Raw genomic sequence first — 22,707 nt, 5'->3', positions numbered from 1 at the left:
TCCCTCCCATGCAATGGACGGACGACGCCCTCGTGCTGGGCCTGCGCCGGCACGGGGAGAGCGGCGCCATCCTCGAAGCCATGACCGCCGAGCACGGGCGCCATCTCGGCCTCGTGCACGGCGGGCGTTCGCGCCGGATGCAGCCGGTGCTCCAGCCGGGCAACCGGGTGCGCGTGACGTGGCGGGCGAGGCTCGACGAAGGTCTCGGCGCCTTCGCCGTCGAGCCCCTGGCCTCCGAGGTCTCGCGGATGATCGGCTCGGGCCTCGCCCTCTACGGGCTCGGCACGATGGGCGCGATGCTGCGCCTCCTGCCCGAGCGCGATCCGCACCCGGCGCTCTACGAGGCCGCCTGCATCCTCGTGGAGCACCTCGACGACCCGGCCGTGGCGCCGCCGCTGATGGTGCGGTTCGAACTCGCCGTGCTCACCGAACTCGGCTTCGGCCTCGATCTCTCGGCCTGCGCCGCCACCGGGGGCAACGACCGCCTCGCCTACGTCTCCCCCCGCACCGGCCGGGCGGTGAGCGCGGCGGCCGGCGAGCCCTACAGGGACCGCCTGCTTGCCCTGCCGACCTTCCTGCGCGAGGGCGGGGCACCCGGCCCGGACGGCGTTGCGCAAGGGTTTACCTTGACGGGATACTTCCTCGACCGGCACGTCTGGGGTCCGCGCGGCCTCACGCCACCGGAGGAGCGGGCGCGATTCGTTGCGCTCGGCATCGCCGCCGGTTAATCTGTTCGCGTTACGTTCCAGTCTGAAAGCCGGAAACCACCATGGGCCAGCCCTTCGAGCCGCCGTCCGGCGACGGCATCGAAAGCGTCGAGCTGAAGTCGGCGCTGGAAGAGCGCTACCTCGCCTATGCGCTCTCGACCATCATGCACCGGGCCCTGCCCGATGCCCGCGACGGGCTGAAGCCGGTCCATCGGCGCATCCTCTACGGCATGCGCCTCCTGCGGCTCGACCCGAACACCGCGCACAAGAAATGCGCGAAGATCGTCGGCGACGTGATGGGCGATTTCCACCCCCACGGCGATCAGGCGATCTACGACGCGCTGGTGCGCCTCAGCCAGGATTTCGCGCAGCGCTATCCGCTGGTCGACGGCCAGGGCAACTTTGGCAACATCGACGGAGACGGCCCCGCCGCCTACCGCTACACCGAGGCCCGCCTCACCGAGGTGGCCCGCCTCCTGCTCGACGGGATCGACGAGGACACGGTCGATTTCCGCCCCTCCTACAACGGGGAGAAGGAAGAGCCGGTGGTGCTGCCGGCGGCCTTCCCGAACCTGCTCGCCAACGGCAGCCAGGGCATCGCGGTCGGCATGGCGACCTCGATCCCGCCGCACAACGCGGCCGAGCTGTGCGACGCGGCGCTCTACCTGATCAACCACCCCGAGGCGACCTCGGGCCAGCTCGCCAAGTTCGTGCAGGGGCCGGACTTTCCGACCGGCGGCATCCTCGTCGATTCGGCCGAGTCCATCGCGGAGGCGTATCGCACCGGGCGCGGGGCGTTCCGGGTCCGCGCCCGCTGGCACAAGGAGGACCTTGGCCGGGGGACGTGGAATATCGTCGTCACCGAGATCCCCTACGGCATCCCGAAGGGCCGGCTGATCGAGAAGATGGCCGAACTCCTTCAGGAGAAGAAGCTGCCGCTGCTGGCCGACGTCCGCGATGAATCCGCCGAGGACGTGCGGGTGGTGCTGGAACCGCGCTCGCGCAGCGTCGATCCCGTCATCCTCATGGAATCCCTGTTCCGCCTCACCGAACTCGAGGCGCGGATCTCCCTGAACCTCAACGTCCTCGTCGGCGGCCTCGTGCCGAAGGTGATCGGGCTCGCCGAATGCCTGCGGGAATGGGTCGATCACCGCCGGGTGGTGCTCCAGCGCCGCTCCCGCTACCGCCTTGGCCAGATCGACCGCCGCCTCGAAATCCTCGGCGGGTTGCTCATCGTCTACCTCGACCTCGACGAGGTGATCCGCATCATCCGCGAGGAGGACGAGCCGAAGCCCGCCCTCATGGCCCGGTTCGAACTGACCGAGGTGCAGGCCAACGCCATCCTCGACACCCGCCTGCGGTCCCTGCGCAAGCTGGAGGAGATGGAGCTGCGCCGCGAGTTCGACGCCCTGACCGCCGAGAAGGCCGAACTCGACGGGCTGCTGGCCTCCGAGCCGGCGCAGTGGAAGTCGATCCAGGCGCAGATTCGCGCCGTGAAGAAGACCTTCGGCCCCGAGACCAAGCTGGGCAAGCGCCGCACCAGCCTTGAGAACCCGCCGGACACGGCCGGGGTCGACCTGACGGCGGCCCTGGTGGAGCGCGAGCCGATCACGGTGATCGTCTCGGAGAAGGGCTGGATCCGCGCCCTCAAGGGGCATGTGGCCGACCTGTCGGGCGTGGCCTTCAAGGGCGACGACCGGCTCAAGATCGCCTTCCCGAGCGAGACGACGCAGAAAATCCTGCTGCTCGCCTCGAACGGCAAGATCTTCACCCTCGACGCCGCGAAGCTGCCGGGCGGGCGCGGCTTCGGCGATCCGGTGCGGCTGATGGTCGATCTCGACGACGGCACCGAGGTGGTGGCGGCCCTGCCCTACCGGCCGGAGACCAAGCTGCTGATCGCCGGTTCGGACGGGCGGGGCTTCGTTGCGCCCTCCGATGCCCTCGTCGCCAACACCCGCAAGGGCAAGGGCGTGCTCGGCCTCGACGGCGACGCCACCGCCACGGTGATGGTGCCGGCGGACGGCGACCATGTGGCGGTGATGAACACCGAGAGGCTGCTCCTCGTCTTCCCCATCAGCGAGGTCGCGGAACTGGCGCGCGGCAAGGGCGTGCGGCTGCAGCGCTGCCGCAGCGGCCAGCTCATCCACGCCCATGTCTTCCGCCTGGAGGACGGCCTGCCCTGGCAGGACGGATCGGCCGAGGGGCGGCTCGCCAACGCCTCGATCTTGGAGAAGTGGCTCGGCCACCGGGCGGAGGTCGGCCTGATGATGGCCCGCAGCTTCCCGAAATTCGAGCGGTTCGGGCGCTGATGCGCGATTGGCTGGCGCGGCGGCTTCAGCGGCGGCGCTATCTCAAGATCTGCCGGGAGCGCATCGCGATGCGCATCCCGCAGATCCAGCAGGATCTCGACGCGGCGCCGCCGGGCTTCGCCCTGATCGTCGGCGATTCCCATGCCGAGTTCCTGTGCGCGCATCCTCTCGGCAGCCAGCCCGTGGTGAATGGCGGCGTCGGCGGGATCTCGACCGGGACCTGCGCCGCCCGCCTGCCGGGCCTGCGCCTGCGGCACCGGGCGGCGGTCTCGGCGCTGGTCATCGGCAGCAACGACCTTTCGGTGCGGGTGCGCCCGCTGTCGCCGGAGGCCGTGGCCCGATTCGAGGCCTCGGCCGGAATCCTCATCCGCTGGCTGCGGGATCAGGCCGACAGGGTCGTGGTGCTCGCCCTGCCGCCGATGGATCGCGTGCCGGGCCAGGAACGCGAGGCGGCGGCGGTGGAGGAGTACTCCACCCGCCTCGCGCGGCTCGCGGACGAGCAGGGCTGCGCCTTCTGCGACCCCTTCGCGGAGTTGCGCGACGGGCGGGGCGGGCTCGCCCGGCCGGGGGCGCTGAGTGACGGCGTCCATCTCGCCGATTACGGCCATGCGGCGCGAAAGCTCGCGGATAGGCTGGGGTGACGACCACGCCGTTCCTGGTGCGACCGCCCGGCGGGGCGCTCCCGAACGTCGCGCGTCCGGGATGGCCTCGCGGTCCCTCGCGGCGGCGACGGTGCCCCCAAACGAAAAAGGGCGGCGCCTCGCGGCACCGCCCTCCCCTCCGTGCAGATGGTAGCGGATCAGCGCTTCGAGAACTGGAAGCTGCGGCGAGCCTTGGCGCGGCCGTACTTCTTGCGCTCGACCACGCGGGCGTCGCGGGTGAGGAAGCCTTCGCGCTTCAGCGGCGCGCGCAGCTCCGGCTCGTAGTAGGTCAGGGCCTTGGACAGGCCGTGGCGCACGGCGCCGGCCTGACCGGAGAGGCCACCGCCCGCCACCGTGACGGTGATGTCGTACTGGTCGACGCGGCCGGCGATCTCCAGCGGCTGGCGCAGGATCATGCGCAGCACCGGACGGGCGAAGTAGGTCTCGACCGGGCGCTTGTTCACGACGACCTTGCCGGTGCCGGGCTTGATCCAGACGCGGGCGACCGCGTCCTTGCGCTTGCCGGTGGCGTAGGCGCGGCCCTGGGCGTCCAGCTTCTGGACGTGGACGGGGGCTTCGTTGGCCGGATCGACCGCGCCGGTGTTGGCCCGGTTCAGGTCGGCGAGGGACTGAAGGGTCGCCATGATCACGCGCTCACGTTCTTGCGGTTGAGGGCGCCGACGTCGAGCGTCTGCGGCTGCTGGGCAACGTGCGGATGCTCGGTGCCCTTGTAGACACGGAGGTTGCCGAGGATCTGGCGGAACAGCGGCCCACGGGGCAGCATGCGCTCCACGGCCTTCTCCACGACGCGCTCCGGGAAGCGCCCCTCGAGGATGAACTTGGCCGTGCGCTCCTTGATGCCACCCGGATAGCCGGTGTGGTAGAAGTAGCTCTTCTGGGTGTACTTGCGGCCGGTGAACTTCACCTTCTCCGCATTGATGACGATGACGTTGTCGCCGCAATCGACGTGAGGCGTGTAGGCGGCCTTGTGCTTGCCGCGCAAGCGCATCGCCACGATCGAGGCGAGGCGGCCGACCACAAGGCCTTCCGCGTCGATCACGATCCACTTCTTGTCGACCTCGGCGGGCTTCAGCGAGGTGGTCTTCATGGCCAAATCCCGAAAGGTGCCGGAAAAGGAAGCCGCCACGTGCGGACACGCGGCGGCGATGCCGGCTCAATAGCCGCGCCGGGCGCGCGGGTCAACCGCAAATCGCGCGCGCCGACGCCGAAAAGACGTGTTCCGAGAGCGGGTTCAGCCATGCGGTACTATGATACCGCGACCTCAGGAGCGCGGCGTCCGGCGGTCCGCGATGGTGAGCTTCTGCACGCCGCCCTTGGCGAGCACGGGCTTGCGGGCGCTGAGGATGCGGGAATTCACCCCCGTCCAGCCGATCTCGCCGGACAGGCGCCCGTACTCGATCTTCGGGCAGCGGTTCATGATGACGGTGACGCCCTTCGCCTCGGCGCGGGCGGCGGCTTCCTCGTCGCGCACGCCGAGCTGCATCCAGATCACCCTGGGCAGGGGAGCGAGGGCCAGCGCCTCGTCCACGATGCCGCCCGCCGCGGCCGAATTGCGGAAGATCTCGACCATGTCGAGGGGACCCTCGATCTCCGCGAGGCCGCCCACCACCCGGCGGCCGAGGAGGTCCTGCCCCGCGAGCCCCGGATTGACCGGCGTGACCGCGTAGCCCCGGTCGAGGAGATACTTGAGCACGATGAAGCTCGGCCGGGCGGGATTCGCCGAGGCGCCGACCAGCGCGATGGTCTTCGTGCCGTCGAGGATCGCGCGGATCGCCGAATCGGCGTAGCGGGCGTGCCGCGCGGCGATGTCGTCTGTCATGGTCGGGCCGCCGGCTGCGTCAGGGGTGCAGGGTTATGGATGCTTGTGGATCGGATCGACCCAGTGGACGGTCTCCGGCCGCTCGACGGGCTCGACATCCGGGATGTTGACCACCACCGCCTCGTTGTCCGAGCGCACCAGCACGCAGTGCAGGGGCTCGTCGGTCGAAGCGTTGATCTCCTGGTGCGGCACGTAGGGCGGCACGAAGATGAAGTCGCCCGGCCCCGCCTCCGCGACGTATTCGAGCGCGTCGCCCCAGCGCATCCGGGCACGGCCGGAGACGACGTAGATCACGCTCTCCAGGGCGCCGTGGTGGTGGACGCCGGTCTTGGCGTCGGGCTGAATCGCCACCGTGCCGGCCCAGATTTTCTGCGCGCCGACACGGGCGGCGTTGATCGCCGCCTGCCGATACATGCCGGGCGTCTGGGCGGTGTTGTCGTCGAGCTTGTCGCCGGGAATCACCCGCACGCCGTCGTGCTTCCAGCGCTCCCCGGCGGGAGCGTGATCATGGGTGTGATCTTGCGCGTGGTCATGATCGTGACCCATGCCGCCCTCCCGAACGCCTGTGTTCGGACAGGGCTACGCCCTCCCCCGGCGCGCCGTCAACGCGCCGGGGGAGGCGGGCGTGATCAGCCCTCGCGGATGCCGGGCTTGGCGTTGGCCTCGAAGGTGAAGGTCACGCCGGCCTGCTCCAGGGCGCGGCGCACGGCCATCACCGTGTCGTGGCGCGGGCGGACGGGTGAGTTCGCATCCTCCAGGCGCACGATGGTCGAGATCGACACCCCGGCCATCTTGGCGAGCTCCTCCTTCGACAGGCTGACCATGCCGCGGGCGGCGCGGACCTGCGCGGCGGTGAGGGGCCGGTCCGACGTGTCCGCCTCCGCCGAGTCCGGCAGGAGCAGGCCCTGGGTGCCGTAGCGGCTCTGGCCCGGCACGTTGAGGCAGATGCCGACCCATTCCCGCACGCTGCCGTCCTTGTTCAGCACTGGCGCGCCGCGGGAGTTGAACCAGCGGTAGATGCCGTCCGCGCAGAGGATCCGGTACTCGGTGTTGTAGGCCGAGGCGTGCTGCACGGCCGTGGTCCACGCCGCCTGGGTGCGGGCGCGGTCCTCGGGATGGACGGCGTCGAGCCAGTCGAAGCCCCGGGTCTGGGCATAGGTCTGCCCGGTCAGGGCCATCCACTGCGCGCACTCGCTCAGCTCGCCATGGGGGGTCGTGGTCCAGAAGGCGGCGGCCGTCACGGTCACGAGGGCGTTGAGCCGGTCGTGGCGCTGCAGCACCGCCTGCATCGAATCGTGCCGCGCGGTGACGTCGAAGACCACGCCCATGCCGTAGCTCGGGCGCTCGTCGGCGCCTAGCGCGACCTCGCCGCGATGCTGGACCCAGCGCTGCGTCCGGTCCGGACGGACGATGCGGAACTCGCGGTTGATCGGTTGGCCGGCATTCAACATGGCGAACTGGTCGCCATGCACCGCGCGGTCCTCCGGGTGGATCATGTCGATCAGCAGGCCGATCGGCAGTTCCGTCGCCGGTTCGAGCCCCAGGATCCGGTAGAGGCCCGGCGTCGCGTCGAGGGTGCCCGTGCGCAGGTCGGCGGACCAGAAGCCGACCTCACCGGTATCCTCGATAATCTTCAGGAAGTTGCGTGACGAGAAGAAGCGGGAGGCCCCTCCCCTCGGGGGGGCGGGATCCGCCTGAACGCGCATGAGGGAACGGGTGGGCATGATGGCGCAGCCTAGTCCGGCAAACCGGATGAATCATGGTTGGTCATCCGCCGCACGGGCGGTCGCGGTGCAAGCCAAAGACTGATCTCGTCTCAAGACGTCGCACAGCGGACCTCCCAACGGATCATATCGGTTCCCCCCACCGGGGGCTTGGCCCTCTCTTGATGGAGGATCGTGCAAAATGCGCAAGGAGGGGGGCGGCAGCTTATATCGACTTTTCGTCGCACAAATGAGTGATTTGAAGTTTTAGCGAGCGACCGTCAACCAACGGACAACCACAACGATAGAATTGAGCGACGCAATTGTTCTCTTGTTTTTGAAGTCGTTGTCGCCGTTGCTCGGTGACGTGCCATGCTTTCGCAGCTTAGGCCGAAATCTATCGTAATCGTTTCAGCGTGGGATGATCTGAGCTATAGGCATGGAGGAGTGAAACTACGGAGGCGTTTAAGTGATTTGACCACCCGGCAGCATCGGTCCGTATCCAATGGTTCACGAAGATACGCTCATTGACCGAATAATGCTCAAACGAGCGGCGCCTGCGCTCTCGATGACCGGAATCCACTGTGGAATGCGTGGGGAAGAGGTCTGATCCGATGTTCTCGATGCTGCGGTTTGACTCTTGGGTAATATCCAAAACCTAAACTCAGAGTTGAATACGTCACAAGGCATCTCGTTCCGGGGATTGTTATGGTGTTTTGGACCGATGGATCGGCCCCGAAGTCGCGGGCATTGCGCGATTGCACTGCAATGATCGAATGCACCGTCGACGGGACGGTGACGGCGGCGAATGCGAGATTCCTGAGCTTGCTGGAGTATCGCGCCGAAGACCTGATCGGTCGAAACCATTCATGCCTTCTGGAGCCGTCGGAGCGGGATTCCGCCGCCTACCGGGAATTGTGGCACGCGCTGCGGCGTGGTGAGCCCACCCTGTGCGAGGTCCGGCGCCGGACGGCCACCGGCCGCGAGGTGTGGCTGCGCGAGGAGTATCTGCTCCTGCGTGGCTGCAAGGGCCAAGTGACGGGCATGTTGGGCCTCGTCACGACGAGGTGCGCGGCCGGCACGATTCCCTGTTCCTGGACCCGGCCGAGGCGAAGGGCGATGCCAATGCCTATGCCTGGGAGAACCTGCGCCGTGGCGAGTTCAAGGCGGCGGAGTACCGCCGGATCGCCAAGGGCGGTCGCGACGTGTGGATCCAGGCCACCTGCAACCCGGTCACGGATGCCGCCGGCCGCCTCGTGAAGGTGGTGAAGTTCGCCACCGACGTGATCGGCGACGCGATCACCCGCGCCCCCGAACAGACGATGGGCGCGGGCGGGCGAGGCGGCCTCGGCGATCGTCGGGATCGGCCACACGATCGGGGAGGTCAACGAGATCTCCTCCGCGATCTCCGCCTCGGTGGAGCAGCAGGCCGCCGTCGCCCGCGAGATGTCGGCCAACATGCAGGCCATGACCACGGCGGTCGAGGAGATCAGCCGCAACGTCAGCCTGATCGCCCATTCGAGCCGCGAACTCGACCAGTCGACCCGGCAGGTCCGCGAGGCCTCGCGCAAGATGGCGCGCTGACCGTCAGGCCGCGTCCCTGGCCCAGGGGGCGGCGACGAGGGCTTTGGCGAGGTACTCGATCAGCGCGACGACCCGCGCCGGACGGGGCTCGCCCGGCGGCGTCACGAGGTGGAGCGAGATCGGCGGGGCCGCCCAGTCCGGCAGGACCCGCTCCAGCCGGCCGGCGGCCAGATCCTCGTGGATCATGAAATCCGGCTGGAGGGCGAGGCCGAGCCCCGCCCTCAGGGCCGGGGCTAGGGCCTCGGCGTTGTTCGCGCGCATCGGGCCGCCCGGCGTCACGCTCGCCTCCCGCCCGTCCGCATGGCGGAAGCGCCAGCGGTCGGGCGTCGGCAGGTAGGCGTAGCCGAGGCAGGCATGGCGGGCGAGGTCGTCCGGGTGATCCGGCCGCCCGTGGCGGTCGAGATAGCCCGGCGTCGCCACCAGCGAGCGCTGCACCGGGCAGAGCCGCCGCGCCTTCAGCGAGGAATCCGGCAGGGCTGCGATGCGCAGGCCGATGTCGAACCCGCCGCCCACGAGGTCGACCACCGAATCGGCGAGATGCAGGTCGACCGAGACCGCCGGGTGCCGCGCCAGGAAATCCGGCAGGAGCGGCGCCACGTGCAGCACCCCGAAGCTCATCGGCGCCGCGAGCCGCACGAGGCCGCGCGGCAGCGCCGTGGCGGCGGTGGCCCGCGCCTCGGCGGCCTCCCCCTCCGCCAGGAGCCGCGCCGCGTCGTCCCGCGCGGCGAGCCCCGCCTCGGTCAGCGCCAGCCGCCGGGAGGTCCGGTGGAACAGCCGCGCGCCGATCCGCGCCTCCAGCCGCCCCACCGCCTTCGAGACCGTCCCCTTCGACAGGCCGAGTTCCCCGGCGGCGGCGCCGAAGGAGCCGGCCTCAACCACCTTGGCGAAGATGGCCCAGGCTTCGAAATCGGGCAGGCGCATGGGTCGTTTCCGGAAACGATGAGTTTCCATCGTTTCTATTTTCAGGCGCCATGGCAAGGCGCATCGTGTCTCCATCGACGACGCCCACCGGGCGCGCTCCAGGAGACGACGCCATGTCCGAGACCGGCCTCCACCACGTCACCGCCTTTTCCGGGCCCGTGGCGCGCAACCTCGACTTCTACACGGCCGTGCTCGGCCTGCGCCTCGTCAAGAAGACGGTGAACTTCGACGATCCGGGCACCTACCACCTCTATTACGGCGACGCGGCGGGCCGTCCCGGCTCGATCCTGACCTTCTTTCCGATTCCCCATGCGGCCCCCGGCCGGGCGGGCCTCGGCGAGACGCAGGAGACCGCCTTCCGCGTGCCCCGCGCCTCGATCGGCTGGTGGACCCACCGGCTCGTGGAGAAGGGCGTGCGCCACGAGGCGCTGGTGCAGGTCTTCGGCGAGCCGACCCTGCGCTTCCGCGATCCCGACGGGATGATGCTCGCCCTCGTCGGCGTGGACGAGGCGGCGGCGCCCTCCGCCTGGACCGGCGGCTCCGTGCCGGCCGAGCACGCGATCCTCGGCCTGCACGGGGTGACGCTGCTCCTCGCGGAGGGCGAGGGCACGGCGGCGATCCTGACGGAGGTGTTCGGCTTCACGCAGACCGGACGGGAGGGCTCCGCCACCCGCTATTCCGGCACGGCGGCCTCCGGCCGGCACGTCACCCTGCGGGCGGTGGGCGCGTTCCTGCCCGGCCGCCAGGGGGCGGGCTCGGTGCACCACATCGCCTTCCGCGCCGCCGACGACGCGGCCCAGGCGGCGATGGCCGAGGCCCTGCGCGACCGGCACGGGCTCGGCGTCACCGAGCAGCGCGACCGGCAGTATTTCCGCTCGGTCTACTTCCGCGAGCCGGGCGGCGTGCTGTTCGAGATCGCCACCGACGCCCCCGGCTTCGCCGTGGACGAGCCGGAGGCGACCCTCGGCCAGGCGCTGAAACTGCCGCCGGGTTTGGAGCGCCACCGCGCCGAGATCGAGGCCGTGCTCCCGGCCGTCGCCTGAACCCCGTCTCCCCCGTGGAGGGTGCCATGACCACCGAGACCCAGTCCTTCCGCCATCGCTTCGCGCCGGGCGAGGCCGCCCTGCCCCCGCTGCTCCTCCTGCACGGGACGGGCGGCGACGAGGACGACCTCCTGCCGCTCGGCCGGGCCGTCGCCCCCGGCGCGGCCCTGCTCTCCCCCAGGGGGCAGGTCAGCGAGAACGGCGCGCCGCGCTTCTTCCGCCGCCTCGCCGAAGGCGTGTTCGACGAGGACGACCTGCGCCGCCGCACGGACGGGCTCGCGGATTTCGTGGCCGAGGCGCGGGAGCGCTACGGCCTCGCCGCGCCCCTGGCGCTCGGCTTCTCGAACGGCGCCAACATCGCCGCCGCGACGCTGCTCCAGCGGCCGGAAACCCTGGCGGGGGCGGTGCTGATCCGGCCGATGGTGCCCTTCGCCACGCCGCCCGTCCCTGCCCTCGCGGGCAAGCCGGTCCTGATGCTCTCGGGGATCATGGATCCGATCGTGCCGGTGGAGAATGCGCGGCGGCTCGCCGCACAGCTCACGGCGGCCGGCGCCGCCGTCACGCACCGGATCCTGCCCGCCGGCCACGGCCTGTCCCAGGCCGAGATCGGCCTCGTCGCGGAGTGGCTCCGCGACATGGCCCGCCCGGCGGCGGCCTGAACCTTGCCCACCCCCCATCCCTCACAGGAGGCGACCATGCCGACCATCACCACGCAGGACGGGACCGAGATCTTCTTCAAGGATTGGGGCCCGAAGGACGCGCAGCCCATCGTGTTCCACCACGGCTGGCCGCTCTCGTCGGACGATTGGGACGCGCAGATGCTGTTCTTCGTCCGGCACGGCTACCGCGTGGTCGCCCATGACCGGCGCGGGCACGGCCGCTCGGCCCAGGTCGGATGGGGCCACGACATGGACCATTACGCCGCCGACGCGGCGGCGGTCGTCGCGCATCTCGATCTGCGCAACGCCGTCCATATCGGCCATTCGACCGGTGGCGGCGAGGTGGCGCGCTATGTGGCCCGCCATGGCGAGCCGCAGGGCCGCGTCGCCAAGGCGGTGTTGGTGAGCGCGATCACGCCGCTGATGCTCAAGACCGCGGCGAACCCTGACGGGCTGCCGCGCGAAGTGTTCGACGGGTTCCGCGCGGCGCTCGCCGGCAACCGCGCCCAGTTCTACCTCGATGTCCCGACCGGCCCGTTCTACGGCTTCAACCGCGACGGGGCGACGCCCCAGCCGGGCGTGATCCAGAACTGGTGGCGGCAGGGCATGATGGGCAGCGCCCTCGCCCATTACGCGGGGATCGAGGCCTTCTCGGAGACCGACCAGACCGAGGATTTGAAGGCCATCGGCGTGCCGGTTCTGGTGCTGCACGGCGAGGACGACCAGATCGTCCCCATCGCCGACGCCGCCCTGAAGGCGATCACGCACCTGCGCCACGGCACGCTGAAGACCTATCCCGGCTACAGCCACGGCATGCTCACCGTGAACGCCGACGTGCTGAACGCCGACCTCCTCGCCTTCGTGCGGGGGTGAGGCGCCGGCGGCCCTGTCAGGTGCGGTACCGCTCCGCGAGCGCCGTCAGCGCTTGCGCGAGCTCGGTCATGTTGGCCGAGGCGGTCTCGACCTGCCGCGTCCCCGCCGCCGTCTGCTGGCTCGCCTGACGGATGTTCTGCAGCGCCCCCATCACCTGCTCGATCCCGAGCTGCTGCTGGTTCGTCGAGGCCACGATCTGCTGGAACGTCTGCACGTTCTCCTCGAACCGCGCCGTGATCTCCTCGATGGTCCGCTGCGTCGTGTCCGAGCGCGTCTTGCCCACCGCCGAGCGCTTCACCGCCTCCTCGGTGAGCATCACCGAGGTGTTGATGCCCCGCTGGATCTCCCCGAGGATCGCCCGCACCTGGCCCGTGGCCGCCTTCGCCTGATCGGCGAGCAGCTTCATCTCCGAGGCGACCACCGCGAAGCTGCGCCCGCTCTCGCCCGCCGCCGCCGCCTCGATGGCCGCGTTCAGCGCCAGCAGGTGCGTGCGCTCCGAGATGTCGTTGACGCTCTCGATGATCTCGCCGATCGCCTGCGTCTTCTCCGAGACGCCGACGATGTTGCCGGCGACCGCCTCGGCCTGCTCGCGGATCGCGTCCATGGCCTGGGCGGTGTCCGACACCGCGCGCAGGCCCTGCCGCGAGGTCCTGGCGGTCGCCTGGGCGGTGGCGATGACCTCGCTGGCGCGCTTGGAGATCTGCGCGCCGGAATGGGTGATCTCGTCCACCGTGGCGGCGGTCTCCTGCACGGCGGCGAACTGCTCCTCGACGGAGGCCGCCTGCTGCTGCGCCGAGGCGCGGATCTCGGCCGCCGCCGCGTTGAGGTCGGCGGTCGCCGCCCGGTTGGTCCGGGCGAAATCCGACAGGCCCGTCACCATCGCGCTCAGGGTGGCGGCGAGCCGGCCGACCTCGCCGTCGGACCGTCCCTCGAGCCGCCCGGTCAGGTCGCCCTCGCCGATCCGCTCGACATAGGCCATCACCCGCAGCAGCGGCCGGACCACGAGGCGGTTGATGGCGATGCCGAGGCCGAGGCAGATCAGCAGGGTGAGCAGCGTCCCACCCCAGACCGCGATGTCCTCGTCCCGCTGGGTCTGCGCCACGCGCCGGGTCAAGTCGGCGCGAAGGGTCTCCTCCAGCGTCTCGATGGAGGCGAGTTCCGCGCGCAGCCGGTCGAACAGCTGCTTGCCGCGCCCGTCCGCCTCGACTCCCACCGCGTCCGCCCGCGTCGCCGGGTCGGCGGCCTTGCGGATCGCCACCTCGGCGATGTCGGACTGCCAGCCCCGCGCCGCCGTCACCGCGTCGGCGAGCATCCGGGTGCGGTCGCCGTCGCCTCCGACCAGAATCCGCAGGCGGCCCACCGCCTCGTCCAGGGCCCGGCGGCCCGCCTGATACGGCTCCAGGCTGCTCTCGCGCCCGGTGATCAGGTAGCCGCGCAGGCCGGTTTCCTGGTTCAGCATCGCCGCGCGGAAGGCATCGAGCCCCCGGATCAGCTGATCCGAGCGCTCCCTGGCATCCGTCGCCTCCTGCAACCGGCTGCGGGTGAGCAGGACCGCGCTGCTGCTCAGGATCGACACGACGGCGATGACGCCGATCGCGCCACCCAACAGGCCATTGAGACCCAACGACTTCCGCATCTCGGCCTGCCCTGCCCGACCCTCGGGCGGCGCCCGATGGCAGCCGTGATAGCCCGCAACCTCGGCGGTTGCGAGATCGGTCTTCATCTTGCTTCGCACGAGTGGAGGTGCGCGGCCACACAGAAGGGCCGCCCCTCTTCCGGTTGTGTTCGAACCGGCCGCGAGGCTGCGCTTTGTGGTCGGTACGGTGTCGCGGCTAAACGGATGAAGAGAACCCTCGCCCCTCTCCTGCTCTGCCTCGGCGCCTGGGCCGCCTTCGGCTCCTGGGCGGAGGCGCGTCGCGCGGCGCTCCAGAGCGATCCGCCGGCCCTGCGCGCGGGGATCGAGGCCGACATGGCCGCGCGCCATTGCGACGACCTGCGGATCGACACGGAGGGCTTCCGTGCCTTCTCGCACGCCAACCACATGAACCATGCCGACTTTTTCACCCTGAAGCGCTCGGTCGGGCTGCAGCGGAGCCTCGCCTCCGAGGCACGGGCGTTCCGCGACCAGCCGGCGGAGGCCTGCGCGCGGATGTGGGACCGCTACGGCAGCACGGGCAGCGAGGCGCGTCTCCTCGCGAGACGGTGAGCCCGCGCAAGCGACAAGCTTGTCCATTGAAACGCGCGGCGGCAGGCGCTACCCCGTGGAGACGTAAGGCCGGCAGGCCGCACACGGGACGACGACGACCATGACCCTGGATCGGCGGAGGGGCGGTGCCCCCGGACGCGGCGGCGCCGCATCGCACGCAGGCTTCGACCGCCGGTCGTTCCTGTTCGGCTCGGCGATGGGCCTCGGCACCCTCGCGCTCGGCGGCTGCAAGACCTCGGACTCGACGAGCCTCGCCGAGGCGGCGAGCCTCTACGGGCCGATGCCGCAGGAGAAGTTCCCGATTCCCGCGGTCGACATCAGCAAGGTCGATCCGAAATACTACCGCAAGACCGTCGCCTACGAGACGAACGAGGCGCCGGGCACGATCATCGTCGATCCGAAGAATTACTACGTCTACCGGATCGAGGAGGGCGGCGCGGCGACCCGCTACGGCGCCAATGTCGGCCGCGACGGGTTCCTGTGGAGCGGCGACGCCTATGTCGGCCGCAAGTCCGAATGGGCGGTCTGGACGCCGCCGAAGGAGATGATCAAGCGCCAGCCGGAGGCGGCGAAATACGCCCGCGGGATGCCGGGCGGCCTCGACAACCCGCTGGGTGCCCGCACCCTCCACCTCTACCAGAACGGCGCCTACACGCTCTACACGATCTACGCCACGAGCGACCCGGAGACAATCGGCAGCGGCATCACCAGCGGCTGCGTCGGCCTGCTCAGCCAGGACATGATCCACCTGTATTCGCGCACCCCGGTGAAGACCAAGGTCGTCGTCCTTCCGGCCTGAGGCCGGGAGGGGCGCACGCGGCCCCGAAGACGCGGTTGCGCGGCCGGGGAAAGTGCGCTCTTGCCTCTGGCGATGCCGCCAGATCTCCTCCTCGCCGCCGCCGCGACCCTGCCCTTCCTCGGCAGCGTCGTGGTGATCTGCCTGCCGAGCCACGCGCGCCGGGCCGCCGCCGGGGTCGCGGGCTTCGTCATGCTGGCGAGCCTCGCCTGCCTCGCATGGCTCACCCCCCTCGCCGCGGGTCCGGAGCCCGTCACCTTCGCCGTCGACTGGCTGCCGAGCCTCGGCGTCCGCTTCGTCCTGCGCCTCGACGGGCTCGCCTGGATCTTCGCGCTGCTGATCCTCGGGATCGGCGCGCTGGTGGTGCTCTACGCACAGTACTACATGGTCGCCGCGGATCCGGTGCCGCGCCTGTTCTGCTACTTCCTCGCCTTCGTGGGCGCGATGCTCGGCATCGTGCTCTCGGGCAACGTGATCCAGCTCGTCGTCTTCTGGGAACTGACGAGCATCGTCTCGTTCCTGCTGATCGGCTACTGGTCGGACAACGCCTCCGCTCGCGACGGGGCGCGGATGGCGCTCACCATCACCGCCGCCGGGGGCCTGTGCCTCCTCGTCGGCATGGTGATCCTCGGGCGGATCGCGGGCAGCTACGACCTCGACGCGGTGCTCGCCTCGGGGAAGGCGATCCACGAGAGCCCCCTCTACCTGCCGGCCCTGGTGCTGATTCTGGCCGGGGCGCTCACCAAGTCAGCGCAGTTCCCGTTCCACATCTGGCTGCCCCGGGCGATGGCGGCGCCGACGCCGATCAGCGCCTACCTCCACTCGGCGACGATGGTGAAGGCCGGCATCTTCCTGATGATCCGCCTGTGGCCGGTCCTGTCGGGCACGGAGAGCTGGTACTGGATCGTCGGCACCGCCGGCATGGCGACGATGCTGGTCGGCGCGTGGAGCGCGGTCTTCCAGCACGACCTGAAGGGGTTGCTCGCCTATTCCACCATCAGCCATCTCGGGCTGATCACCCTGCTGCTCGGCCTCGATTCGCCGCTGGCCGTGGTCGCGGCGATCTTCCACACGGTGAACCACGCGACCTTCAAGGCCTCGCTGTTCATGGCCGCCGGGATCATCGACCACGAGACCGGCACGCGGGACATGCGCCGCCTCAGCGGGCTGTGGCGGGCCATGCCCTACACCGCGACCCTCGCCATGGTCGCCGCCGCCGCCATGGCCGGCGTGCCGCTGCTCAACGGCTTCCTCTCCAAGGAGATGTTCCTGGCCGAGGCGGTCGACAACCGGGGCGACCACGCCCTCAACCTCGCCCTGCCGGTGCTGGCAACGCTGGCGAGCGCCTTCACGGTGCTCTACTCCCTGCGCTTCATCCGCCAGACCTTCTTCGGCCCCCCGGCGCGCGACCTGCCCCACGCGCCGCACGAGCCGGCGCGCTGGATGCGCATCCCCATCGAGGCGCTGGTCCTCGCCTGCGTCGCCATCGGCCTCGTGCCGAACCTGACGATCGGGCCGCTCCTGGCCGGCGCCGCCCGCGCCGTGCTCGGGGACCGCACGCCCGATTACGACCTCGCCATCTGGCACGGGTTCAACGCGCCGCTGGCCATGAGCGTCCTGGCGCTGGCAGGCGGCGTCGCCCTCTACATGGCCTTCGGCAAGCGCATCGACACCAACCCGCGCGGCGGCCCGTGGCTGATGGACCGGCTCGACGGCGGCTGGCTGTTCGAGCGTGGCATGACCAACCTCGTGCGCGGCGCCCGCTGGCTCGAGGCGCGGCTCGGCACCGAGAGGCTGCAGCCGCAACTGCGCATCCTGTTCCTCGCCGCCCTGCTGGCCGCCACGGCGGCGGGCCTCGGGCGCGGGCTCGACCTGTTCGCGCCGGGGCGGACCACCGCCTTCGATCCCGCCTTCGCCCTGCTCTGGCTGGTCGGCGCCGCTTGCGCCGTCGGCGCGGCGGAACGGGCGAAGTACCACCGGCTCTCGGCGGTGATCCTGCTCGGCGGGGCGGGCCTCGTGAGCTGCCTCAGCTTCCTCTGGCTCTCGGCCCCGGACCTCGCGGTGACGCAGATCCTCGTGGAGATCGTCACCACGGTGATGCTCCTTCTCGGCCTGCGCTGGCTGCCGAAGCGGGACGCGGCGATCCCCGCGCCGGCCTCCGAGCGGGGGCGGGCGCGGCGGCGGCGGCTCATCGACCTCGCCATCGCGGCCTGCGCCGGGTCCGGTCTCGCCGGGCTCGCCTACGCGGTGATGACCCGGCCCCCCGTGGAGGGGATCAGCCGCTGGTTCGTGGAGGAGGCCTATCCGCAGGCGGGCGGGCGCAACGTCGTCAACGTGCTGCTGGTCGATTTCCGGGCCTTCGACACCCTGGGCGAGATCTGCGTGCTGGGCGTGGTCGGGCTCACCGTCTTCGCCCTGCTCCGGCGCTTCCGCCCCGCCCCCGACAGCCGCGCGCGTCCGGCCCAGCAGATCCGGCAGGACGCCTACGACAGGGGCCGCGAGGGGCGCGAGCCCGGCCACACCGCCGCCGACGCGCTGATGGTGCCGCGCACGGTCATCACCTGGCTGTTCCCCTTCGTCGTGCTGCTCGCCCTGCACCTGTTCCTGCGCGGGCACGACCTGCCCGGCGGCGGCTTCGCGGCGGGCATCACGCTGACCATCGGCTTCATGCTGCAATACATGGCCAACGGCGCCGAATGGGTGGAGGCGCGCCTGCGCATCCAGCCGATCCTCTGGATCGGGATCGGCCTCCTCGTCTCCGTCTTCGCCGGGGCGACCTCCTGGCTGTTCGCGCACCCGTTCCTCACCGCCGCCTTCGCCTATTGGGACGCGCCGATCCTCGGCAAGGTGCCGCTCGCCTCCGCCCTGATCTTCGATCTCGGCATCATGGTCCTCGTCGTCGGCGCGAGCGTGCTGATGCTCGTGGCGCTGGCCCACCAGTCCCTGCGGCGGACGCGGGTCGCCGAGGCCGAGCGGGAGCGCGCCTGATGGAACTCGTCCTCTCCCTCGGGATCGGGGTGCTGTCCGCCGCCGGGATCTGGCTGATCCTGCGGCCGCGCACCTTCCAGGTCGTGCTCGGGCTGTCGCTCCTGAGCTATGCGGTCAACCTGTTCATCTTCGGCATGGGGCGGCTGACCGTCGGGGCGCCGCCGGTCCTCGGCGCCGGGCCGGACATCGTCTCCGTGGACGATCCCGTGCCCCAGGCCCTGGTGCTCACCGCCGTGGTGATCAGCTTCGCGCTGACCGCCCTGTTCCTCGTGGTGCTGCTGGCCGCCCGGGGCGTGACCGGCTCGGACCATGTCGACGGGCGCGAGCCGCACCAGGAAGAGCCAAGCGCATGAACCCGGCCGTGACGAACCTCGCCGCCGAGACCGCGTGGTCGGACCACGTCACCGTCCTGCCGGTGGTGCTGCCGATCGCGGTGGCCGGGGCGATGTTCCTCCTCGACGAGCGACGCCGCGCGCTGAAGGCGAGCCTGTCCTTCGCGACGATCCTCGCCCTGATCGCCATCGCCGTCACCCTCGTCGCCTCGGTTTCCGACGCGCCGCGCGTCTACCGCCTCGGCAACTGGGCTGCGCCCTACGGGATCGTCCTCGTGGCCGACCGGCTCTCGGCGATGATGCTGGCCCTATCGTCGGTGCTGGGGCTCTGCGCGCTGGTCTTCTCCTTCGCCCGCTGGGGGCGGGCGGGGCCGCGCTTCCACGGCCTGTTCCTGCTCCTGCTGATGGGGGTGAACGGCGCCTTCCTGACCGGCGACCTGTTCAACCTGTTCGTGTTCTTCGAGGTGATGCTCGCGGCCTCCTACGGGCTCGTCCTGCACGGTTCGGGGGAGACGCGGATCCGCGCCGGGCTCGGCTACATCGCCGTGAACCTCGTGGCCTCGCTGTTCTTCCTCGTCGGCGTCAGCCTGATCTACGGCACGATGGGCACGCTCAACATGGCCGACCTCGCCCGGCGCCTCGCCGGGCCGCCTGAGGGCGAACTCGCCCTGTTCGAGATCGGCTGCGCCATCCTCGGCCTCGCCTTCCTCATCAAGTGCAGCGCGTGGCCCCTGGGCTTCTGGCTGCCCTCCACCTACGCGGCGGCCACCGCGCCGGCCGCCGCCATCCTCGCGATCCTCAGCAAGGTCGGCATCTACGTGGTGGTGCGCCTGAGCCTCCTCGTCTTCGGCGCGGGCGTCTCGGCGGGCTTCGGCCAGACAATGCTGTTCGCGGCGGGGCTGGCGACCCTCGCCTTCGGGACGGTGGGCCTGCTCGCCGCCCGCGACCTCACCCGCGCGGCGGGCTACGCGGTGATGGTCTCCTCCGGCACGGTGCTCGCCGCCCTCGGCTCCGGCAACGACCGGGCGCTGGCGGGGGCGCTCTACTATCTCGTCGGCTCGACGCTGGCGGCGGGCGCCCTGTTCCTCCTCGCGGAGATCCTGCAGCGCGGGCGCGACCCGGCCGAGACCGCCGCGCCGGTCTTCGCCGACGAGTACCGCGACCCGTTCGACGACGAGGATTCCGTCGAGGTCGGCAGCGTCATCCCGGCGGGCGTCGCGATCCTCGGCGTCGGCTTCCTGCTCTGCACGCTGATGCTGGCGGGAATCCCTCCGCTCGCGGGCTTCGTCGGCAAGCTCGCGATCTTCGTGGGCGCCGCGGACGCGCCCTCCCCCGCCGGCTGGTGGCTGATCGCCGCCCTTACCCTGTCAAGCCTGTTCACGCTGATGCCGCTGGTGCGGCTCGGCATCCTGAACCTCTGGGTGCGCGACGCGGACAAGCCGCCGACTTTGGCCCGCTCCGAGGTCGCGGCGCTCGCCGGCCTGCTCGCGACCTGCCTCGCCCTCTCGGTCTGGGGCGGCCCGGCGCTCGCCTATGCCGACGCGACGGTGGGCTGGCTGACGCAGCCGCAGGATTACGTCCGCGCCGTCCTGGGAGGACCCGCCCCGTGAGGCTCCTGCCCCATCCCTGGCTGTCCGCCGGCCTCGTCCTGGCGTGGCTCCTCCTCAACGCCCCGGTGACGCCCGGAAGCCTGCTGCTGGCCCTGGCCGTAGGCCTCACCGTCCCGGCGGTGATGAACGCCCTCCAGGCCCGGCCCGTGCGGGTGAGTGCCCCCGGCGCCCTCCTCCGGCTGGCGGGGATCGTGCTCGTGGACATGGTCCGCTCGAACATCGACGTCGCGCGGATCATCCTCGGCCGGCAAACCGGCGCGCGGCGGACGGGGTTCGTGGCGATCCCCCTCGACCTGCGCGAGCCCTTCGCCCTGTCGCTCCTGTCGATCATCCTCACGGCGACGCCGGGCACCCTCTGGGTGCAGTACGATTCCGATACCGGGCGGCTGCTGCTGCACGTCCTCGACTTCACGGACGGCGAGGCCTGGATCCGCCGGGTGAAGGACCGCTACGAACGTCCCCTGATGGAGATCTTCGCATGAGCGCCGCGACCATCCTCGATTGGGGGCTCGGCCTCGCCCAGGCGATGCTGGTCCTCGCCATGGCCATCGCCGCGTGGCGGATGCTGCGCGGCCCCCGCGCGCAGGACCGGGTGCTCGGCCTCGATACCCTCTATCTCAACGGGATGCTGGCGATCGTGGTGCACGGGATGCGCACCGGCAGCGGCCTGTATTTCGAGGCGGCCTTCATCGTCGGCATGCTCGGCTTCACCGCCTCGGTGGCGCTGGCCAAGTTCCTGATGCAGGGCGAGGTGGTGCAGTGACCGGCGCCGGCCTGCCCGCCTGGGCCGCCCTCCTCGTCGTCGGCCTCGCCCTGACGGGGGCCGCCTTCTCGCTCACCGGCGCTGTCGGCCTGATCCGGCTCAGGACCTTCTACGAGCGCGTCCACGCGCCGACGCTGGGTGCGACCCTCGGCATGGCGCTGATCCTGTGCAGCTCGATGCTGCTCCTGTCCCTGATCGAGGGGCGGCTCGTGCTGCGCGACCTGCTGATCGGCGTGTTCCTCACGGTCACGACGCCGGTCACGCTGCTGCTCCTCGCCCGCGCCGCCGCGCACCGCGACCGGCACGAGGGGCGGCCGGGCGCGCCGCCGAAATCGTGAAGGAGGCCGACGCCGGCCCGCCGGTTCGGTATCATGCCGCGCGGCGGTGACGAGACCGCCCCCTTCGATCGATGAGAACGGACCCATGAGCAGCAAACCCGTCGTCGTCGCGGTGGCGATCACCGGCTCGGTGCCGCGCAAGAAGGACAACCCGGCGGTTCCGGTGACCGTCGCCGAGCAGATCGAATCCACCCGGCAAGCCTTCGAGGCGGGGGCGAGCCTCGCCCACATCCATGTCCGCAACGAGGACGAGAGCCCCTCGTCCGATCCGGACAAGTTCGCCGCCGTGCAGGAGGGGCTGCGCAAGCATTGCCCCGGCATGATCGTCCAGTTCTCGACGGGAGGGCGCGGGCGCGATCCGGCGGCGCGGGGTCTCTCGCTGAAGCACCGGCCCGACATGGCCTCGCTCTCGACGGGCTCGGTGAACTTCCCCACCATCGTCTACGAGAACCACGCGACCCTCGTCACCGACCTCGCCACGCAGATGCGGGAGTTCGGGATCCGGCCGGAGATCGAGATCTTCGACCTCTCGCATATCCACGGGGCGAAGCGCCTGATCGAGGCCGGGCTGATGGACGCCCGCCCGCACGTCCAGTTCGTGATGGGCGTGCAGAACGCCATGCCGGCCGACGAGCACCTGCTCGACATCCTGCTCGCCGAGACCCGCCGGGTCATCCCGGGGGCGACCTGGACGGCCGCCGGAATCGGCCGCCAGCAGGCGGTGGTGATGGACTGGGCGCTGGCCCGGGGGGCGGACGCGGTGCGCACCGGGCTGGAGGACAACATCCGCGTCACGAAGGACCGGCTGGCGGCGAGCAACGCCGAACTCGTGAGCCTCGCGGTCGCGGCGGCGGCCCGTCACGGACGGCGCCCGGCCACACCCGCCGAGGCCCGCGCGGCCCTCGGCCTCGCATCCGACCGGTAGGCGCCCGCGCGCGATCGAGACCCGCTCGGGCCGCAGGGTCGACCCCTGCGCCCCCGGCGGCATGCGCTTCGACGCGGCTCGGAGGGTGATCGGGGCGGTGGATCGAAACGGTCGCCGCGGCTCTGCCTGAACCGTTCCGGGACCGAAGACAGGTTCGTTGAACCTGGGGGCCATAACCGCCACGACCCTTGGGCCGTTGAAGTTATGGTGGGCGCGACAGGGATCGAACCTGTGACCCCTACCATGTCAAGGTAGTGCTCTCCCGCTGAGCTACGCGCCCGGGCCGGCAGACGTTCGCTGCCGGTGGGCGGGGGCTATAGCTGCTGGCAGCGGGGGGCGCAAGCCGGATTTCCCAATTGCCTCGCTTCGCCCGGCCTCCGTATTGTGGAGACCCCTCCTCTCCTGTAAGGCCTCGCCACGCACCGGCCGGCGGCCGGATCCCGCGTGTTCGCCACCGTGGGACGAGGCC

The 22,707-nt window shown here is 70.8% G+C and carries 23 protein-coding genes, 1 tRNA gene and 2 pseudogenes; 18 read left to right on the top strand and 8 right to left on the bottom strand.

Going from position 1 to position 22,707, the window contains the following annotated elements; genetic code table 11:
* Window positions 1–8: 8 nt before the first annotated feature.
* Genes recO through ACS5Q7_RS02910 form a run of 3 tightly spaced genes read left to right on the top strand, consistent with a single transcriptional unit; the run spans window position 9 to window position 3,657 of the window.
* The gene (recO, locus tag ACS5Q7_RS02920; RefSeq protein ID WP_478337905.1) at window positions 9–728 is read left to right on the top strand and encodes a DNA repair protein RecO; all 720 of its coding nucleotides are present in this window, start codon (window positions 9–11) and stop codon (window positions 726–728) included.
* Window positions 729–769: 41 nt separating this feature from the next.
* Window positions 770–3,016 (top strand): DNA topoisomerase IV subunit A, encoded by a 2,247-nt coding sequence (gene parC, locus ACS5Q7_RS02915; protein ID WP_478337904.1) that lies wholly within the window; start codon window positions 770–772, stop codon window positions 3,014–3,016.
* Window positions 3,016–3,657, top strand: a complete 642-nt coding sequence (locus tag ACS5Q7_RS02910; protein WP_478337903.1) for an SGNH/GDSL hydrolase family protein — start codon at window positions 3,016–3,018, stop codon at window positions 3,655–3,657. The genes parC and ACS5Q7_RS02910 overlap by 1 nt, the downstream gene beginning before the upstream one ends.
* Window positions 3,658–3,815: 158 nt before the next feature.
* Here the strand turns inward: ACS5Q7_RS02910 and rpsI are convergent, their stop codons facing one another.
* From rpsI to ACS5Q7_RS02885, 5 genes are all read right to left on the bottom strand, one after another.
* Window positions 3,816–4,301, bottom strand: coding sequence for a 30S ribosomal protein S9 (rpsI, locus tag ACS5Q7_RS02905; protein ID WP_378972653.1), 486 nt, complete (start codon window positions 4,299–4,301; stop codon window positions 3,816–3,818).
* A gap of 2 nt (window positions 4,302–4,303) precedes the next feature.
* Window positions 4,304–4,765 (bottom strand): 50S ribosomal protein L13, encoded by a 462-nt coding sequence (rplM, locus tag ACS5Q7_RS02900; RefSeq protein ID WP_342164606.1) that lies wholly within the window; start codon window positions 4,763–4,765, stop codon window positions 4,304–4,306.
* A 174-nt stretch (window positions 4,766–4,939) separates the two neighbouring features.
* The gene (locus tag ACS5Q7_RS02895) at window positions 4,940–5,497 is read right to left on the bottom strand and encodes a CoA-binding protein (RefSeq protein ID WP_478337902.1); all 558 of its coding nucleotides are present in this window, start codon (window positions 5,495–5,497) and stop codon (window positions 4,940–4,942) included.
* Between the two features lie 33 nt (window positions 5,498–5,530).
* Complete coding sequence (locus ACS5Q7_RS02890; RefSeq protein ID WP_478337901.1) at window positions 5,531–6,043, bottom strand: cupin domain-containing protein; 513 nt, start codon at window positions 6,041–6,043, stop codon at window positions 5,531–5,533.
* 83 nt (window positions 6,044–6,126) lie between these two features.
* Window positions 6,127–7,221 (bottom strand): PAS domain-containing protein, encoded by a 1,095-nt coding sequence (locus ACS5Q7_RS02885; protein WP_478337900.1) that lies wholly within the window; start codon window positions 7,219–7,221, stop codon window positions 6,127–6,129.
* Between the two features lie 687 nt (window positions 7,222–7,908).
* Between ACS5Q7_RS02885 and ACS5Q7_RS02880 the strand changes: the two are divergent.
* From ACS5Q7_RS02880 to ACS5Q7_RS02870, 3 genes and pseudogenes are all read left to right on the top strand, one after another.
* A pseudogene (locus ACS5Q7_RS02880) lies at window positions 7,909–8,202 on the top strand (PAS domain-containing protein); the annotation flags it as partial.
* Window positions 8,151–8,414 (top strand): annotated as a pseudogene (locus ACS5Q7_RS02875) (hypothetical protein); the annotation flags it as partial. The pseudogenes ACS5Q7_RS02880 and ACS5Q7_RS02875, both read left to right, overlap by 52 nt.
* A gap of 202 nt (window positions 8,415–8,616) precedes the next feature.
* Window positions 8,617–8,784 carry a hypothetical protein gene (locus ACS5Q7_RS02870; RefSeq protein ID WP_478337899.1) on the top strand — a complete coding sequence of 56 codons (168 nt, stop codon included), beginning with the start codon at window positions 8,617–8,619 and terminating at the stop codon, window positions 8,782–8,784.
* 3 nt (window positions 8,785–8,787) lie between these two features.
* Here the strand turns inward: ACS5Q7_RS02870 and ACS5Q7_RS02865 are convergent, their stop codons facing one another.
* Window positions 8,788–9,705: a LysR family transcriptional regulator gene (locus tag ACS5Q7_RS02865; protein ID WP_478337898.1), complete on the bottom strand. Its 918-nt coding sequence runs from the start codon at window positions 9,703–9,705 to the stop codon at window positions 8,788–8,790.
* A gap of 113 nt (window positions 9,706–9,818) precedes the next feature.
* Here ACS5Q7_RS02865 and ACS5Q7_RS02860 point away from each other — a divergent pair, with 113 nt between their 5' ends.
* The 3 genes from ACS5Q7_RS02860 to ACS5Q7_RS02850 are packed head-to-tail and all read left to right on the top strand — an operon-like array spanning window position 9,819 to window position 12,280.
* Complete coding sequence (locus ACS5Q7_RS02860) at window positions 9,819–10,748, top strand: VOC family protein (RefSeq protein ID WP_478337897.1); 930 nt, start codon at window positions 9,819–9,821, stop codon at window positions 10,746–10,748.
* 26 nt (window positions 10,749–10,774) lie between these two features.
* Window positions 10,775–11,407, top strand: coding sequence for an alpha/beta hydrolase (locus ACS5Q7_RS02855; RefSeq protein ID WP_478337896.1), 633 nt, complete (start codon window positions 10,775–10,777; stop codon window positions 11,405–11,407).
* A gap of 36 nt (window positions 11,408–11,443) precedes the next feature.
* On the top strand, window positions 11,444–12,280 hold the full coding sequence (locus ACS5Q7_RS02850) for an alpha/beta fold hydrolase (protein ID WP_478337895.1): 837 nt from the start codon (window positions 11,444–11,446) through the stop codon (window positions 12,278–12,280).
* 16 nt (window positions 12,281–12,296) lie between these two features.
* On the opposite strand, the gene ACS5Q7_RS02845 is transcribed toward ACS5Q7_RS02850, so the two are convergent.
* On the bottom strand, window positions 12,297–13,916 hold the full coding sequence (locus ACS5Q7_RS02845; RefSeq protein ID WP_478338020.1) for a methyl-accepting chemotaxis protein: 1,620 nt from the start codon (window positions 13,914–13,916) through the stop codon (window positions 12,297–12,299).
* 204 nt (window positions 13,917–14,120) lie between these two features.
* On the opposite strand from ACS5Q7_RS02845, the gene ACS5Q7_RS02840 reads away from it, so the two are divergent.
* From ACS5Q7_RS02840 to ACS5Q7_RS02800, 9 genes are all read left to right on the top strand, one after another.
* Window positions 14,121–14,486: a hypothetical protein gene (locus ACS5Q7_RS02840; protein ID WP_478337894.1), complete on the top strand. Its 366-nt coding sequence runs from the start codon at window positions 14,121–14,123 to the stop codon at window positions 14,484–14,486.
* A gap of 100 nt (window positions 14,487–14,586) precedes the next feature.
* Window positions 14,587–15,285 (top strand): L,D-transpeptidase, encoded by a 699-nt coding sequence (locus tag ACS5Q7_RS02835; protein WP_478337893.1) that lies wholly within the window; start codon window positions 14,587–14,589, stop codon window positions 15,283–15,285.
* Window positions 15,286–15,357: 72 nt separating this feature from the next.
* The gene (locus ACS5Q7_RS02830; protein ID WP_478337892.1) at window positions 15,358–18,270 is read left to right on the top strand and encodes a monovalent cation/H+ antiporter subunit A; all 2,913 of its coding nucleotides are present in this window, start codon (window positions 15,358–15,360) and stop codon (window positions 18,268–18,270) included.
* Window positions 18,270–18,623, top strand: a complete 354-nt coding sequence (locus ACS5Q7_RS02825; RefSeq protein WP_478337891.1) for a Na+/H+ antiporter subunit C — start codon at window positions 18,270–18,272, stop codon at window positions 18,621–18,623. Before ACS5Q7_RS02830 ends, ACS5Q7_RS02825 begins: the two co-directional genes overlap by 1 nt.
* Window positions 18,620–20,212 carry a monovalent cation/H+ antiporter subunit D gene (locus tag ACS5Q7_RS02820; protein WP_478337890.1) on the top strand — a complete coding sequence of 531 codons (1,593 nt, stop codon included), beginning with the start codon at window positions 18,620–18,622 and terminating at the stop codon, window positions 20,210–20,212. Before ACS5Q7_RS02825 ends, ACS5Q7_RS02820 begins: the two co-directional genes overlap by 4 nt.
* Window positions 20,209–20,694 (top strand): Na+/H+ antiporter subunit E, encoded by a 486-nt coding sequence (locus ACS5Q7_RS02815; RefSeq protein WP_478337889.1) that lies wholly within the window; start codon window positions 20,209–20,211, stop codon window positions 20,692–20,694. The genes ACS5Q7_RS02820 and ACS5Q7_RS02815 overlap by 4 nt, the downstream gene beginning before the upstream one ends.
* Window positions 20,691–20,975 (top strand): K+/H+ antiporter subunit F, encoded by a 285-nt coding sequence (locus tag ACS5Q7_RS02810; RefSeq protein ID WP_478337888.1) that lies wholly within the window; start codon window positions 20,691–20,693, stop codon window positions 20,973–20,975. The genes ACS5Q7_RS02815 and ACS5Q7_RS02810 overlap by 4 nt, the downstream gene beginning before the upstream one ends.
* Window positions 20,972–21,313 carry a monovalent cation/H(+) antiporter subunit G gene (gene mnhG, locus ACS5Q7_RS02805; protein ID WP_478337887.1) on the top strand — a complete coding sequence of 114 codons (342 nt, stop codon included), beginning with the start codon at window positions 20,972–20,974 and terminating at the stop codon, window positions 21,311–21,313. Before ACS5Q7_RS02810 ends, mnhG begins: the two co-directional genes overlap by 4 nt.
* Window positions 21,314–21,398: 85 nt before the next feature.
* Window positions 21,399–22,238: a 3-oxoadipate:acetyl-CoA acetyltransferase gene (locus tag ACS5Q7_RS02800; protein WP_478337886.1), complete on the top strand. Its 840-nt coding sequence runs from the start codon at window positions 21,399–21,401 to the stop codon at window positions 22,236–22,238.
* Between the two features lie 205 nt (window positions 22,239–22,443).
* Here ACS5Q7_RS02800 and ACS5Q7_RS02795 read toward each other — a convergent pair.
* A tRNA-Val gene (locus tag ACS5Q7_RS02795) sits at window positions 22,444–22,518 on the bottom strand.
* Window positions 22,519–22,707: the final 189 nt, after the last annotated feature.

It is taken from the genome of Methylobacterium sp. Gmos3 (genome assembly GCF_056430985.1).
This window is presented reverse-complemented; position numbering and strand designations above follow the sequence as displayed.

Bases quoted from the DNA above. Each gene is read 5' to 3' on its own strand.
- ACS5Q7_RS02885 (WP_478337900.1), bottom strand. From the start codon at position 7,221: ATGCCCACCCGTTCCCTCATGCGCGTTCAGGCGGATCCCGCCCCCCCG.
- rpsI (WP_378972653.1), bottom strand. From the start codon at position 4,301: ATGGCGACCCTTCAGTCCCTCGCCGACCTGAACCGGGCCAACACCGGC.
- ACS5Q7_RS02865 (WP_478337898.1), bottom strand. From the start codon at position 9,705: ATGCGCCTGCCCGATTTCGAAGCCTGGGCCATCTTCGCCAAGGTGGTT.
- ACS5Q7_RS02835 (WP_478337893.1), top strand. From the start codon at position 14,587: ATGACCCTGGATCGGCGGAGGGGCGGTGCCCCCGGACGCGGCGGCGCC.
- ACS5Q7_RS02910 (WP_478337903.1), top strand. From the start codon at position 3,016: ATGCGCGATTGGCTGGCGCGGCGGCTTCAGCGGCGGCGCTATCTCAAG.
- ACS5Q7_RS02860 (WP_478337897.1), top strand. From the start codon at position 9,819: ATGTCCGAGACCGGCCTCCACCACGTCACCGCCTTTTCCGGGCCCGTG.
- recO (WP_478337905.1), top strand. From the start codon at position 9: ATGCAATGGACGGACGACGCCCTCGTGCTGGGCCTGCGCCGGCACGGG.
- ACS5Q7_RS02830 (WP_478337892.1), top strand. From the start codon at position 15,358: ATGCCGCCAGATCTCCTCCTCGCCGCCGCCGCGACCCTGCCCTTCCTC.
- ACS5Q7_RS02800 (WP_478337886.1), top strand. From the start codon at position 21,399: ATGAGCAGCAAACCCGTCGTCGTCGCGGTGGCGATCACCGGCTCGGTG.
- rplM (WP_342164606.1), bottom strand. From the start codon at position 4,765: ATGAAGACCACCTCGCTGAAGCCCGCCGAGGTCGACAAGAAGTGGATC.
- ACS5Q7_RS02850 (WP_478337895.1), top strand. From the start codon at position 11,444: ATGCCGACCATCACCACGCAGGACGGGACCGAGATCTTCTTCAAGGAT.
- ACS5Q7_RS02840 (WP_478337894.1), top strand. From the start codon at position 14,121: ATGAAGAGAACCCTCGCCCCTCTCCTGCTCTGCCTCGGCGCCTGGGCC.
- parC (WP_478337904.1), top strand. From the start codon at position 770: ATGGGCCAGCCCTTCGAGCCGCCGTCCGGCGACGGCATCGAAAGCGTC.
- ACS5Q7_RS02895 (WP_478337902.1), bottom strand. From the start codon at position 5,497: ATGACAGACGACATCGCCGCGCGGCACGCCCGCTACGCCGATTCGGCG.
- ACS5Q7_RS02820 (WP_478337890.1), top strand. From the start codon at position 18,620: ATGAACCCGGCCGTGACGAACCTCGCCGCCGAGACCGCGTGGTCGGAC.
- ACS5Q7_RS02825 (WP_478337891.1), top strand. From the start codon at position 18,270: ATGGAACTCGTCCTCTCCCTCGGGATCGGGGTGCTGTCCGCCGCCGGG.
- ACS5Q7_RS02845 (WP_478338020.1), bottom strand. From the start codon at position 13,916: ATGCGGAAGTCGTTGGGTCTCAATGGCCTGTTGGGTGGCGCGATCGGC.
- ACS5Q7_RS02890 (WP_478337901.1), bottom strand. From the start codon at position 6,043: ATGGGTCACGATCATGACCACGCGCAAGATCACACCCATGATCACGCT.
- ACS5Q7_RS02810 (WP_478337888.1), top strand. From the start codon at position 20,691: ATGAGCGCCGCGACCATCCTCGATTGGGGGCTCGGCCTCGCCCAGGCG.
- ACS5Q7_RS02855 (WP_478337896.1), top strand. From the start codon at position 10,775: ATGACCACCGAGACCCAGTCCTTCCGCCATCGCTTCGCGCCGGGCGAG.